The organism is Pseudacidovorax sp., from assembly GCF_017991995.1.
Classification (GTDB): Bacteria; Pseudomonadota; Gammaproteobacteria; order Burkholderiales; family Burkholderiaceae_C; genus Xenophilus.
Genome location: NZ_JAGOPN010000017.1, coordinates 90264 through 102712, shown reverse-complemented (window position 1 = coordinate 102712; position 12449 = coordinate 90264). Strand labels below are relative to the sequence as shown.

13 protein-coding genes are annotated in these 12449 nt (G+C 69.0%); 4 read left to right on the top strand and 9 right to left on the bottom strand.

Annotation, left to right across the window (positions count from 1 at the left end; translation table 11 throughout):
- Positions 1-21: 21 nt before the first annotated feature.
- Positions 22-2148, bottom strand: coding sequence for a 3-hydroxyacyl-CoA dehydrogenase NAD-binding domain-containing protein (locus KBC94_RS21380; RefSeq protein ID WP_294374821.1), 2127 nt, complete (start codon positions 2146-2148; stop codon positions 22-24).
- A 122-nt stretch (positions 2149-2270) separates the two neighbouring features.
- Between KBC94_RS21380 and KBC94_RS21375 the strand changes: the two genes are divergently transcribed.
- A complete protein-coding gene (locus KBC94_RS21375; protein ID WP_294374819.1) occupies positions 2271-3170 on the top strand; it encodes a LysR family transcriptional regulator in 900 nt (299 codons plus the stop codon).
- A gap of 25 nt (positions 3171-3195) precedes the next feature.
- Here the strand turns inward: KBC94_RS21375 and KBC94_RS21370 are convergent, their stop codons facing one another.
- From KBC94_RS21370 to KBC94_RS21360, 3 genes are all read right to left on the bottom strand, one after another.
- Positions 3196-3537, bottom strand: coding sequence for a hypothetical protein (locus KBC94_RS21370; RefSeq protein WP_043114793.1), 342 nt, complete (start codon positions 3535-3537; stop codon positions 3196-3198).
- Positions 3538-3557: 20 nt separating this feature from the next.
- The gene (rlmB, locus tag KBC94_RS21365) at positions 3558-4319 is read right to left on the bottom strand and encodes a 23S rRNA (guanosine(2251)-2'-O)-methyltransferase RlmB (protein ID WP_294374817.1); all 762 of its coding nucleotides are present in this window, start codon (positions 4317-4319) and stop codon (positions 3558-3560) included.
- A gap of 173 nt (positions 4320-4492) precedes the next feature.
- A complete protein-coding gene (locus tag KBC94_RS21360; protein ID WP_294374816.1) occupies positions 4493-6136 on the bottom strand; it encodes an FAD-dependent monooxygenase in 1644 nt (547 codons plus the stop codon).
- A gap of 99 nt (positions 6137-6235) precedes the next feature.
- Here KBC94_RS21360 and KBC94_RS21355 point away from each other — a divergent pair, with 99 nt between their 5' ends.
- Positions 6236-7135: a LysR family transcriptional regulator gene (locus tag KBC94_RS21355; RefSeq protein ID WP_294374814.1), complete on the top strand. Its 900-nt coding sequence runs from the start codon at positions 6236-6238 to the stop codon at positions 7133-7135.
- Between the two features lie 173 nt (positions 7136-7308).
- Positions 7309-8271, top strand: a complete 963-nt coding sequence (locus KBC94_RS21350) for a tripartite tricarboxylate transporter substrate binding protein (protein ID WP_294374955.1) — start codon at positions 7309-7311, stop codon at positions 8269-8271.
- 103 nt (positions 8272-8374) lie between these two features.
- On the opposite strand, the gene fghA is transcribed toward KBC94_RS21350, so the two are convergent.
- The 4 genes from fghA to KBC94_RS21330 all read right to left on the bottom strand — a co-directional run bounded on the left by fghA (position 8375) and on the right by KBC94_RS21330 (position 11442).
- On the bottom strand, positions 8375-9211 hold the full coding sequence (fghA, locus tag KBC94_RS21345) for an S-formylglutathione hydrolase (protein ID WP_294374951.1): 837 nt from the start codon (positions 9209-9211) through the stop codon (positions 8375-8377).
- Positions 9212-9224: 13 nt separating this feature from the next.
- Positions 9225-10337: an S-(hydroxymethyl)glutathione dehydrogenase/class III alcohol dehydrogenase gene (locus KBC94_RS21340; protein WP_294374811.1), complete on the bottom strand. Its 1113-nt coding sequence runs from the start codon at positions 10335-10337 to the stop codon at positions 9225-9227.
- 45 nt (positions 10338-10382) lie between these two features.
- Positions 10383-10658, bottom strand: coding sequence for a metal/formaldehyde-sensitive transcriptional repressor (locus KBC94_RS21335; protein ID WP_294374809.1), 276 nt, complete (start codon positions 10656-10658; stop codon positions 10383-10385).
- Positions 10659-10743: 85 nt separating this feature from the next.
- Complete coding sequence (locus tag KBC94_RS21330) at positions 10744-11442, bottom strand: ATP-binding cassette domain-containing protein (RefSeq protein WP_294374808.1); 699 nt, start codon at positions 11440-11442, stop codon at positions 10744-10746.
- 72 nt (positions 11443-11514) lie between these two features.
- On the opposite strand from KBC94_RS21330, the gene KBC94_RS21325 reads away from it, so the two are divergent.
- Entirely contained in the window at positions 11515-12129 is a 615-nt protein-coding gene (locus tag KBC94_RS21325; RefSeq protein WP_294374948.1) for an arylesterase, read from the top strand.
- A 27-nt stretch (positions 12130-12156) separates the two neighbouring features.
- Here KBC94_RS21325 and KBC94_RS21320 read toward each other — a convergent pair whose 3' ends face one another.
- Positions 12157-12360 (bottom strand): hypothetical protein, encoded by a 204-nt coding sequence (locus tag KBC94_RS21320; protein WP_294374806.1) that lies wholly within the window; start codon positions 12358-12360, stop codon positions 12157-12159.
- Positions 12361-12449: the final 89 nt, after the last annotated feature.

The window sequence follows — 12449 nt, the reverse complement described above, 5'->3', positions numbered from 1 at the left end:
AAAAAGAAATGAAAGACCGGCTCAGCGCGCCTGGTTCAGGCTCGAGAAGTCGCGGCCCTCGGCCACCAGTTTCTCCAGCAGCGGCGCCGGCTTCCAGAAGAGCGGGTCTTCCTTGGCGAAGCTGCGGATGTCGTCCAGCACTTTCGGCAGGCCGACCATGTCGGCGTACTTCATCGGGCCGCCGCGGAAGCGCGGAAAGCCGTAGCCATAGAGGAAGGTCACGTCCACGTCCAGCGGCCGCAGGGCGATGCCCTCCTCGACCACCTTGGCGCCCTCATTGACCATGGCGGCCATGTAGCGGCGCATGATTTCCTCGGGCGTGAATTTGCGCGGCGTGATGCCCTTCTTCTGCCGTTCGGCGTCCACGATGGCCAGCACTTCGGCGTCCGGCTGGCCGGTGCGGGCGCCTTCGGGGTACAGGTAGAAGCCGCGGCCGGTCTTCTGGCCGAACCAGCCGCGTTCGCACACGCGGTCGGCCACTTCCACATAGCGGGCCTTGGGGTCGCGCGTGGCGGCGCGGCGCTTGCGCGTGGCCCAGCCGATGTCGCCGCCGGCCAGGTCGGTCACCTGGAAGGGGCCCATCGGATAGCCGAAGCCGCGCACCGCCTCGTCGATCTCATAGGGGCTGGCGCCGTCTTCCATGATGTAGTCGGCGGCCTGCTTGTAGACGGCCAGGATGCGGTTGCCGATGAAGCCGTCGCACACGCCCGCGCGCACCGGCACCTTCTTCATCTTCCTGGCCAGCGCGAAGGCGGTGGAGACCACGTCGGCGCTCACCTTGGCCGGCACCACGATCTCCAGCAGCTTCATGATGTTGGCCGGGCTGAAGAAGTGCAGGCCGATGACGTCCTGCGGCCGCGAGACGCTGGCAGCAATGGCATCGATGTCCAGGTACGAGGTGTTGGTGGCCAGCACGGCGCCGGGCTTGCAGACGCGGTCCAGCTCCTTGAAGACGGCCTTCTTGACCTCGATGTCCTCGAACACGGCCTCGATGACCAGGTCCACGTCGGCGAAGGCCGCGTAGTCGGTGCTGCCGCTGAAGCGGGCCATGACGGCCGTCTTGGCCTCGGGCGTCATGCGGCCCTTCTTGATCAGGCCGTCGTAGACCTTTTCGACGTTGGCCTGGCCGCGCGCAATGGACGCATCGTCGCGCTCGACCATCACCACCGGCAGGCCGGCGTCCAGCGCCGACACGGCGATGCCCGCGCCCATGGTGCCGCCGCCGACGATGCCCACCTTGTCCAGCTTGCGCGGCTGCGCGGCCTGGGCCTCGGGCACCTTGACCACTTCGCGTTCGGCGAAGAAGGCATGGATCAGGCCGGCGCGCTGTGGGCTGTCGATGCAGGCCATGAAGGCCTGGCGCTCCAGCGTCATGGCCTCGTCGAAGGGCTTGTCGAGTGCGGTCTGAACGGCCTCGACGATCTTGTGTGGCGAGAACAGGTTCTTCGACTTCTTGGCGGTGTCGGCGCGGGCCGCGTCGATGGCGGCCTGCGCAGCGGCCCGATCGGCCAGTCCCTGGGCGTCGCGGGTGCGGCGAACCGAGGCGTCGGCGGCCAGCAGCGCCTGGACATAGGCCAGACCCGCCGCCACGGCATCTTCACCTTCGGCAATGCGATCCACCAGGCCCAGCGACAGGGCCTCCTTGGCCTTGACGTGACGGCCGCTGAGCATCAGCTCCAACGCAGCCGCGGCACCGATGAGACGGGGCGCCCGCACCGTGCCGCCAGCACCGGGCATCAGGCCCAGTTGCACCTCGGGCAGGCCCAGCTTGGCATCGGGCAGGGCCACCCGGTAGTGAGCGGCGATGGCGATCTCCAGCCCCCCGCCCAGGGCTGCACCGCGCAGCGCGGCGACCACCGGCTTGCTGCAGGCCTCGATGCGGTTGCAGACCTCCGGCAGCGAGGGCGGCTGCGGCGTCTGGCCGAACTCGCGGATGTCGGCACCCGCGATGAAGTTGGCGCCCTGCCCCACGATCAGCACCGCCTTGACGCGCGGTTCGGCGTCCGCGGCCTCGATGGCGGCCAGCAGACCGCGCCGCACCGCGGCCGACAGCGCGTTGACGGGCGGGTTGTCGACGGTGATCTGCAGGATCTCGCCCTGGATCTGGTGGCGGACGGCGTCGGCGGGGGTGGCGGGGGTCGATGTCATGAGGCGGCTGTCTCCGGGAAAGGCACAAGCCGGCATTGCGCCGGCACCTGCGCATTCTTGTCCCGCTCGTCGTGGATGACAATCCGCCGCTTGCTTGACAGACTGTCAAATGGGATTTGACGATGGACCTGAACATGCTCTCCCTGCTGGTGGAGATCATCGAAGCCGGCAACCTGAGCGAGGCAGCACGGCGCCTGCGCATGAGCCGCGCCAACGTGAGCTACAGGCTGGCCCAGTTCGAACGGACCCTGGGCCAGCAGCTGTTGCGCCGCACCACCCGCCGCATCGAGCCCACCGAGATCGGCCAGCGGCTCTACGAGCACGGCCGCGCCATCCGCGACGAATTGCTTGCAGCGCGCGAATCGGTGCAGATGCTGGGCCAGAGCCTGCAGGGCCGCATCCGGCTGTCCGTGCCCAGCGGCTACGGCCAGCAGGTGATGGCCGCCTGGCTGATCGACTTCAAGCGGCAGTACCCCGGCATCGTGCTGGACGTGGTGTTCGAGAACCGGGTGGAAGACCTGCTGCAGGGCGAGGTGGACATCGCCGTGCGCGTGATGTCCGAGCCACCGCAGAACCTGGTGGCGCGCGACCTGGGCCGCGTGCGCTACGTGGCCTGCGCCTCGCCGGCCTATGCGCACGCGCACGGACTGCCACAGTCGCTGGAGGCGCTGCGGCAGTCGCCGCTGATCACCGCCATGGTGATCGGCCGGCAGCTGCGCGTGGCGGCCTACCTGGGCGCCGAGCGGCACGAGGTGCTGCTCGAGCCGACGCTGATCTCGGAGAACTTCGAATTCCTGCGCCAGGCCATCGAGGCCGGCCTGGGCGTGGGCATCGTGCCCGACTACGTGGTGCGCCATGCCGTCGACCGCGGCGAGGTGCTGACCACGCTGGACGAATGGCGCCTGTCGATCTTCGGCAACCACATGTACATGCTGTACATGCCCAACCGCCACCACACCCGGGCGACCACGTTGTTCATCGATTTCCTGCTCGAACGCGTGAAGGAGACGGGCCGGCGCTGATGAGGCGGCCCGTCCGGGCCAGGAATCAGAGACCTTCGGGCCGCATGGGAATGTCGCCCATGGCTTCGTCGTTGCGCACGTCGCCGGCCACCTTGAGCGTGTCGATGGAGAGACCATCGCCCCGGCCGGCGAAGCCCTGGGCGATGCCTTCGAGCGCCGAGGCCAGCGGCTGATTGCCGTCTTCGCGCGCATTCATGCTGATGTTGAGCACGCGCGCTGCCATCTGGCGGTAGCTGACGACGCCGTTGCGCTCCAGCAGCGCCACCAGGTCGAGGTACAGCGCCAGGTTGAGGTCGAACGCCAGCTTGGCGGACGGCTCGAAGCCGGCACCACCCGGCAGGTTGTCGTTGTCGTTGTTGTCGTTCATGGCTTCTTGCTCTTTCTTCATCAGGATGCGGCCGCCGCCTGGCGCTGGCGCATGGCCTCGTACAGGCAGACGCCACTGGCCACGGACACGTTCAGGCTCTCGACCGCGCCAGCCATCGGAATGCTGACCAGCTCATCGCAGGTCTTGCGGGTGAGCTGGCGCATGCCGGCGCCCTCGGCGCCCAGCACCAGGGCCGTGGGGCGGCGCATGTCGCACTGGTAGAGGGTGCCGGGCGCGTCGTCGCTGGTGCCCACGACCCAGATGTCGCGTTCCTTCAGCTCGTTGAGCGTGCGCGCCAGGTTGGTCACCATGAAATAGGGCACCGTCTCGGCCGCGCCGCTGGCCACCTTGGCCACCGTGGCATTGATGCCGGCGGCATGGTCCTTGGGCGCGATCACGGCCTGGGCACCGGCACCGTCGGCCACGCGAAGGCATGCGCCCAGGTTGTGCGGATCGGTCACGCCGTCGAGCACCAGCAGCAGCGGCACGGTGCCCGCGGCGTCGAGCTGGTCGAGCAGCTCGTCGAGGGAATGGGTCTGGGCGACAGGCTCGACGCGGGCGGCGACACCCTGGTGCCCATGGCCGCCGGTCAGGCGGGCCAGCCGCACGCCGTCGGCTTCGATGAGGCGCACGCCGCTTTCCTGGGCGCGGGCGATGAACTGCTTCATGCGGGCATCGCGCCGCGTGGGATCGAACAGCACCTCGAGGACGGAACCCGGCGAGGTCTTCAGCCGCACGCCCACGGCGTGGAAGCCGAAGATCACTTTGGGGGAGGAAGACATATCGCGCGGGATTATCGGCGGCCACCGGCGAGCCGCCCTCCTCCGCATGCCCGGGCCTTGTCGGCCGGCGCCGCATGGGCCTGACGGCCAAGGGCGCCCCCACCCGCGCCCCGCGCCCCGCGGCGCCCATGCGGCGTGCCGGCGCCCCGCGGGGACCGCCTACCGCGCGCCGCTCAGGCGGCGGTGGCCCTGCTGCCCTTTATCGCGTCCATCACCTGCGGCGCCTGCGCGGGGCTTGCAAGGCCGTCGCCGGCCCAGGCGACGAACTGGTCCGGCCGGACCAGCACGAGCGCGGCACCGTAGCGCTGGCGCTCGCCGTCCGCCGTGTCGCGGACCACGGTCAGGGGCAGCTTCACCGCTGCCGCAGCTTCGACCAGGGCTGCGACGTCCGCATCGCTTGCGCCGAAGGCCAGCAGCGTGTAGCCCTCGCCCAGCGCCTCGAAAACGTTGCGGCCGTCGCGCAGGCCGGCCGGCGCCAGGTGATGGCCCGCGCGGGCCCGGAAGCTGTGGCTGCCCACCGCGCTGCATGGTCCGGCCTGGGCGCCGGGAGCGTGCAGCACGACCGGAGATCCTTCGTAATGGGGTTCGAAGGACTGCACCTCGCCCACCGCGCCGCTGCTGCGCGCGTTCCACGCCTGCTCGAAGGCCGCGGGGTCGCGGGCCGGGTCGTGGGCACGCAGGAAGTCGCGGTCGATCTCGATGGAGCGCGCGATGAAGTCGCGCGAGGTGGAGGCGAACACCGGCCGGCGCTCGGCGTCGTAGGAATCGAGCAGCGCCTCGCCGCCCCAGCCCTGCAGCGTGGCAGCGAGCTTCCAGCCCAGGTTGCGCGCATCCTCGAAGCCGGTGTTGACGCCATAGCCGCCATAGGGCGGATGGCTGTGGGCCGCGTCGCCCGCGATGAACACCGGGCCGGCGCGGTAACTGTCGGCGATGGCGAAGCGCAGGTCCCAGAAGCCGATGTGCTGGAAGTCCACCTCGAACTCGGCGCCGACCGCCTCGTGCAGATAGCGCTTGAAGTCGAAGTTGTCGCGCGTGGTGCCGGGCGGCACCGGCGCATGGAAGAACCAGGTGCTGCCCAGGTCGACACGGCCGAAGAACTTCCAGTAGCCGTCCAGCTCGGGCTGCAGCACGTTGTAATAGGACTTCCCGGGGTAACGAGACAGCAGCTGGTGCAGGCCTTCGGAGCGGAAGACCAGCAGCACCATCATGCGGTCGTGGTCCGACAGCGTCTGCGTGATGCCGGCCTGGGCGCGCACCCTGGAGCGGCTGCCATCGCAGCCCACCAGGTAGCGGCCTTCGATGATGCGGTGGCCCTCGCCCCCGGTCTCCGCCACCTCGGCGTAGACGGTGTCGTTGTCCACACGCACGTCCTCGGCCGTCCAGCCGTAGAGCACGCGCACGGTGGGCAACTGGGCGGCGCGGGCACGCAACACCGCCTCGGTGGCGTACTGCGGCAGACGTTCGTTGGCGGTGAAGTAGTAGGGCCGCACCAGTTCGCGCTGCAGCCAGTCGTAGTGGTAGGGGCTCAGCAGCGTGCCATGCGCCGTCAGACCGCCGATGCCGTATTCCGGTGGAATGGTGCGGGCCGCACGCAGGGCGGCTTCGGCACCCCAGAAATGGAAATGCTCCATCGTGCGCTGCGTCAGGTTCTGGCCCTTGGGGATGGGCTGCGGCTCGCGGTGGCGCTCGACCAGCGTGCAGTGGATGCCACGCTGGCCCAGCTCGATGGCCAGTCCGATGCCCACCGGGCCGCCGCCGACGATGACGACCTGTGTCTTCTCGTGCGGAATGCCGGTGCTTGCGTTGTCTGCGGTCATGGTGTGCGGTCTCGATGTCGTGTAGGCGATGGCGGTATTGGGCCGCAGGCCCAGGCATCAGACAAGTTTAGGTATGACATGCACTCATAAAATCAGCATATGAACCTGACCATGCGGCAGATCCGCGCCTTCCTGAGCGTCGCCCAGGCCGGCAGCTTCACCCGGGCGGCCGAGCGGGTGCACATGACCCAGGCCGGTCTCAGCATCCTGGTGCGCGAGGTCGAGAAGCAGCTGGGCGCGCGCCTCTTCGACCGCACCACGCGCGCCGTGCAGCTCACCGAGGCGGGTCGGCGCTTCGCCGCGGTGGCCGAGAACGTGCTGCAGCAGCTGGACGACGCCGGCACCGAGGTCGGCGCGCTGGGCCAGCGCACGCGCCAGCAGTTGCGCATCGCAGCGACGCCGCTGGTGTCTTCGCACCTTCTGCCGCAGATGCTCGCGCGCTTCAGCCAGGCGCAGCCCGAGGTGCGCGTCCAGCTCCTGGACAGCGACCTGCAGGGCGTGCAGGCGCTGGTGGAGTCGGGCGCGGCCGACATCGGGCTGGGCTTCTTCTTCAAGGTGACCTCGGGCCTGGTGCGGCGGCAGATTGCCGAATTCGCATTGATGAAGGTCTCGCCTGCGGCCGAGGCGCCCACGGCCGTCGGCCGGACGGGCTGGACCTCGCTGCGCGGCACGCGCCTGATCACCCTGCCGGCCGAGAACCCGATCCAGCGCAGCATCGACACCCATCTGCATCGCCTGGGCGTGACGCCCGAGGAGACACAACCGGTCAGCTTCATCGCCACCATGATCTCCATGGTGGAAGCCGGCTTCGGCAGCGCCGTGATCCCCACCTTCGCCGTGGCCGCCTGCCGGCGCCACCGTGTGGCCATCGACGTGCTGGGCAGCCCGCAGGTCAAGCTGGGCTTCTACCGGGTCTCGCGGCGCGGTGCGGCGCAGACGGCGGCGATGCAGGCCTTCGACGAAGTGCTGGTCGAACTACTGCCGACGATGTCGCGTTGAGCCTCGGCAGGACGGGGGCCATTCATTGCCATGGCTAATCAATGCATGTGATTCCTGAATTTCACTTCATGGCCGCCCGCTGGCCCAATAGCACGCATCCCGACGCGCCGCCTTGCGCTGGCGCAAACTGAGATTCGACCGCCGCATGAAGCGGCAGGAGTGGAGACATGAAGATGAAGTGGATGCGCTGGCTGCCCCTGGTGGCCGCCGCAATGACGAGTGCGGCCCCCGCCTGGGCCTGGCCCGACCGCCCCATCACGCTGGTCGTGCCCTACACGCCCGGCACGGGCATCGACATCGTGGCCCGCCAGCTGTCGGCCCGCCTGCCGAAGACCCTGGGCCAGCCGGTGGTGGTGGACAACGTGCCCGGCGCCAGCGGCAACATCGGCAGCGAGCGCGTGGCGCGCGCCGCGCCCGACGGCTACACGCTGCTGGTGCAGGTCAACACGCTGGTGATGAACAAGAGCCTGTACAAGTCGCTGCCCTATGACCCCGTCAACGACTTCGCGCCCGTGGCCCTCACGTCGTGGGGCACGCTGCTGCTGGTGACCAACCCGCAGGTGCAGAAGGCGCACACGGCCGCCGAACTGGTGGCCCAGGCCAAGGCCAAGCCCGGCCAGCTCACCTACGGCACGCCCGGCGTGGGCACGCCGCACCATCTGTCGATGGCGCTGCTGACGCAGACCTCGGGCGTCGACATGCTGCATGTGCCCTACAAGGGCACAGCCGGCGCCGTGACCGACCTGCTGGGCGGCCGGCTCGACGCCATGTTCCTGCCGGTGCATGTGGCCCTGCCGCACATCAAGGCCGGCAAGCTGCAGGCACTGGCGGTGGGCAGCGACAAGCGCGTGCCGCAACTGCCGCAGACGCCCACGCTGACCGAGGCCGGTCTCAAGATGGGCAGTGTGGACATGTGGTACGGCGTATTGGCGCCCAAGGGCACGCCGCAGCCGGTGATCGATCGCCTCGACCGGGAGATCGCCGACGTGCTCAAGCAGCCCGAGGTGGCGACCATCTTCGAGGCGCAGGGCATGGTGCCCGCCCAATCGACGCCCGCCGACTTCGGCAAGCTGATTGCCAAGGACGCGACGCGCTGGGCCGAGGTGGTCCGTACCGGCAACATCACCGCCGACTAAGCGTCGGTGCGGCGGGTGGCGCCGTGATGCAGCCTCCGTCTTGCGCAGCCCCTGGCACGAAGGCTGGCCGACGGGCACCGCCCGCCAGCCGGCAGGCTGCAGATCAGGCGCCCTTGAGCGCCGCAGCGTGGTGCGCCACGTGGTCGCCGATGAAGCTGGCGATGAAATAGTAGCTGTGGTCGTAGCTCGGCTGCATGCGCAGCGTGAGCGGATGGCCGGCAGCCTCGCAGGCCTTCTGCAGCAGCTCGGGCCGCAGCTGGCCGGCCAGGAATTCATCGCCCTCGCCCTGGTCCACCAGCAGCGGCAGGCGCTCGGTGGCGGTGCCGATCAGCTCGACCGCGTCATGGGCTGCCCACGCACTGCGGTCCTCGCCCAGGTAGGCCGCGAAGGCCTTCTGGCCCCAGGGCACCTGCGTCGGCGCCACGATGGGCGAGAAGGCCGACACGCTCGCGTAGCGACCCGGATGGCGCAGGGCCAGCGTCAGCGCGCCATGGCCGCCCATCGAATGGCCGGAGATACCGCGCCGCGCGGTGGTGGCGAAGTGCTGCTCCACCAACGCAGGCAGCTCCTGCACCACGTAGTCCTCCATGCGGAAATGCGGCGCCCAGGGCGCCTGTGTGGCATTGAGGTAGAAGCCCGCGCCCTGCCCCAGGTCGTAGGCCGGGTCATTGGCGATGGCCTCGCCGCGCGGGCTGGTGTCGGGCGCCACCAGGATCAACCCGTGCTGCGCTGCATGCTGCTGCGCGCCGGCCTTGGTGATGAAGTTCTGCTCGCTGCAAGTCAGGCCCGACAGCCAGTACAGCACCGGGCAGGCCTCGCCGGCCAGCGCGGCCGGTGGCAAGTAGACGCCCAACTTCATCTCGCAGCCCAGCACTGCGGAGGCGTGCTTCCACACCTCCTGGCGGCCGCCGAAGCTGGCATGTTGTTCGACGCGTTCCATCATGGTCACGCGCTCAGGCGTAGTGCACGACGGAGCGGATCGACTTGCCCTCGTGCATCAGGTCGAAGGCTTCGTTGATGTCCGTCAGCGGCATGGTGTGCGTCACGAAGGGCTCGAGCTGGATGCGGCCGGCCATCGCGTCCTCGACCATGCCCGGCAGCTGCGAGCGGCCCTTGACGCCGCCGAAGGCCGTGCCCAGCCACTTGCGGCCGGTGACCAGCTGGAAGGGCCGCGTCGAGATCTCCTGCCCCGCCCCCGCCACGCCGATGATCACCGACTGGCCCCATCCTCGATGGGCGCACTCCAGAGCGGCACGCATCACATTGACGTTGCCAATGCACTCGAAGCTGTGGTCCACGCCCCAGGTCGTCATCTCGACGATCACCTGCTGGATCGGCTTGTCGAAGTCCTTGGGGTTGATGCAGTCGGTGGCGCCGAAGGTCCTGGCCAGCTCGAACTTGGACGGGTTGGTGTCGATGGCGATGATGCGGCCGGCCTTGGCCAGCTTGGCCCCCTGGATCACCGCCAGGCCGATGCCGCCCAGGCCGAAGACCGCGACGGAATCGCCCTCCTGCACCTTGGCCGTGTTCTTGACGGCACCCAGGCCCGTGGTCACGCCGCAGCCCAGCAGGCAGACCTGCTCGGGATTGGCATCGGGGCTGATCTTGGCCAGCGACACCTCGGCCACCACGGTGTACTCGCTGAAGGTCGAGCAGCCCATGTAGTGGTAGACCGGCTGGCCGTTGTAGCTGAAGCGGGTGGTGCCGTCGGGCATCACGCCCTTGCCCTGGGTGGCGCGCACGGCCACGCACAGGTTGGTCTTGCCGCTCTTGCAGAACAGGCATTCGCCGCATTCGGCGGTGTAGAGCGGAATGACATGGTCGCCCGGCTTGACGCTGGTGACGCCCTCGCCCACCTCGAGCACGATGCCGGCGCCTTCATGGCCCAGCACGGCGGGGAACAGGCCTTCCGGATCGTCGCCGCTCAGGGTGAAGGCGTCGGTGTGGCAGACGCCCGTGTGGGTGATCTTGACCAGCACTTCGCCCTTCTTCGGCGGGGCCACGTCGAGCTCAACGATCTGCAGGGGTTCTCCGGCCTTGAAGGCAACGGCGGCGCGGGATTTCATGGTCGGTTCTCCTGATGATGGATGGGTAGGGAAACGAAGAAGGTCTCAGCGCAGGTAGCTGCGCACGATGCGCATCACCTGCTCGATCTCTGCCTGGGTATCGGCCGGCTTTTCGCCGGCGGTGCCGAAGGTTTCGCGAAGGTGGCTGTCGAGCACCTCGGCCATCAGGCCGGTGGCGGCGCCACGCAGCGCCGACAGCTGCTGCAGCAATGCGCCGCAGTCGGTGCCGGCCTCCACCGCACGCTCCAGCGCCTCCGTCTGGCCACGGATGCGGCGCAAGCGGGTGATGACGCGCTTCTTCTCTTCGGCGGAATGGGGCAAAGGCGCTCCTCGGATACTCCCGGGGAGTATAAGAGTAGCGTCGTGCCGCGTCGAGTGGCGACGCGCTCGACAGTCGTCGTCCGGGTCAGGCGGCCAATGGCGCCGACGTCGATTCGTCCTGCGCGACCCGGCCGGCGGCAATGGTGATACGCCGCTCGCAGCGTTGCGCAATGGCGCGGTCGTGCGTCACCAGCAGCAGCGTCGTGCCCAACTCGCGGTTGAGATCAAACATGAGTTGCATCACCTGCTCGCCGGTGGCGAAGTCCAGGCTGCCAGTGGGCTCGTCGGCCAGCAGCAGCCGCGGCTGCACCACGAAGGCGCGGGCCAACGCCACCCGCTGCTGCTCGCCCCCGGACAGCAGCTTGGGATAGTGGCCCAGGCGCTGCCCCAGTCCGACGCGGCCCAGCATCTCGGTGGCGGCGGCGCGGGCATCGCTGCGGCCGGCGAGTTCGAGCGGCAGCATCACGTTCTCCAGCGCCGTCAGGTTGCCCAGCAACTGGAAGCTCTGGAACACGAAGCCGACCTGGCGTGCGCGCAGTGCGGCGCGGTCGTCCTCGTCCACCGCGAAGAGGTCCTCGCCCGCCAGCCTGACCGTGCCGCGGGTGGGAACGTCCAGCCCCGCGATGATGGACAGCAAGGTGCTCTTGCCGGAGCCCGACGCACCGACGATGGCGGCGGTCTCCCGCGCGCCGAGGGTGAAATGGATGTCTTGCAGAATGTCCAGCGTGCCTGTGGAATCGGCGACGGACTTGTAGACGTGTTCGACGGCGACGATGGCTTCCACGGTGTTGGACATGAATTGGAAAGGACTCGCGTGCTGATTCGACGTCACTTTATCCTGCGCACCGCGCTGGCCCTGTCGGCGGCGGGCCCGTGGGGTCTTTCGGCCCTGGCGCAGCCGGCGCCGGCCAAGACACCCGTGATCCTGGTGGTCGGCGACTCGCTGTCGGCCGAGTACGGCCTCAAGCGCGGCGAAGGCTGGGTGGCGCTGATGGAGAAGCGGCTCGCCGAGCAGAAGATCGCCGCCAAGGTCATCAACGCCAGCATCAGCGGCGACACGACCTCCGGCGGCCGGGCGAGATTGCCCGCCCTGCTGGCCCAGCACAAGCCCACGCACGTCATCCTGGAACTGGGCGCCAACGACGCCCTGCGGGGCCTGCCGCTGGCATCGACCGAGGACAACCTGATGCAGATGGCAAAGGCCAGCCAGGCGGCCGGTGCCAAGGTGCTGGTGGTGGGGATACAGGTGCCGCCCAACTACGGGACGGACTACACGCGGCGCTTCGGGGAGATCTTCGGCCGCGTGGGAAAGGCGACCCAGTCCGACGTGGTGCCCTTCTTGCTGAAGAACGTGGCGGACGGGCCGGATGCGGCTTCGATGTTCCAGGCGGACCGAATTCATCCGCTGGCCATCGCGCATCCGCGCATTCTCGAGAACGTCTGGCCCGCCGTGCGCAGGATGCTGCGCTGAAGGGGCGAGCCTGGCCGGCGGAGGGGCTCAGCCGTCCTTGGTGGGCGTGTCGGGCACGGTGGGCGCGTCGTGCTCGAGCGAGGCGACATCCGTTTCGGGATCGCCAGGCGCGAGGCCCGGGCTGCTCGGGGGGATCTTGCGCTCCGCCTTGGCCCGCAGCTTCTCTTCCTTCTTCTGCCTCTTGGCCAGTTCCCGCTGCCTTTTCTCGTAACCGTAATTGGGTGTGGCCACGCGCACGCCTCCTTGTCGATGCCGCCGCCCCGGGGCTCGGGGCAGCCTCCGCCCCAATGTAAGCGATATCGCAGGACGTGCCTACGGCG

Bases quoted from the DNA above. Each gene is read 5' to 3' on its own strand.
- KBC94_RS21380 (WP_294374821.1), bottom strand. From the start codon at position 2,148: ATGACATCGACCCCCGCCACCCCCGCCGACGCCGTCCGCCACCAGATC.
- KBC94_RS21375 (WP_294374819.1), top strand. From the start codon at position 2,271: ATGGACCTGAACATGCTCTCCCTGCTGGTGGAGATCATCGAAGCCGGC.
- KBC94_RS21370 (WP_043114793.1), bottom strand. From the start codon at position 3,537: ATGAACGACAACAACGACAACGACAACCTGCCGGGTGGTGCCGGCTTC.
- rlmB (WP_294374817.1), bottom strand. From the start codon at position 4,319: ATGTCTTCCTCCCCCAAAGTGATCTTCGGCTTCCACGCCGTGGGCGTG.
- KBC94_RS21360 (WP_294374816.1), bottom strand. From the start codon at position 6,136: ATGACCGCAGACAACGCAAGCACCGGCATTCCGCACGAGAAGACACAG.
- KBC94_RS21355 (WP_294374814.1), top strand. From the start codon at position 6,236: ATGAACCTGACCATGCGGCAGATCCGCGCCTTCCTGAGCGTCGCCCAG.
- KBC94_RS21350 (WP_294374955.1), top strand. From the start codon at position 7,309: ATGAAGTGGATGCGCTGGCTGCCCCTGGTGGCCGCCGCAATGACGAGT.
- fghA (WP_294374951.1), bottom strand. From the start codon at position 9,211: ATGGAACGCGTCGAACAACATGCCAGCTTCGGCGGCCGCCAGGAGGTG.
- KBC94_RS21340 (WP_294374811.1), bottom strand. From the start codon at position 10,337: ATGAAATCCCGCGCCGCCGTTGCCTTCAAGGCCGGAGAACCCCTGCAG.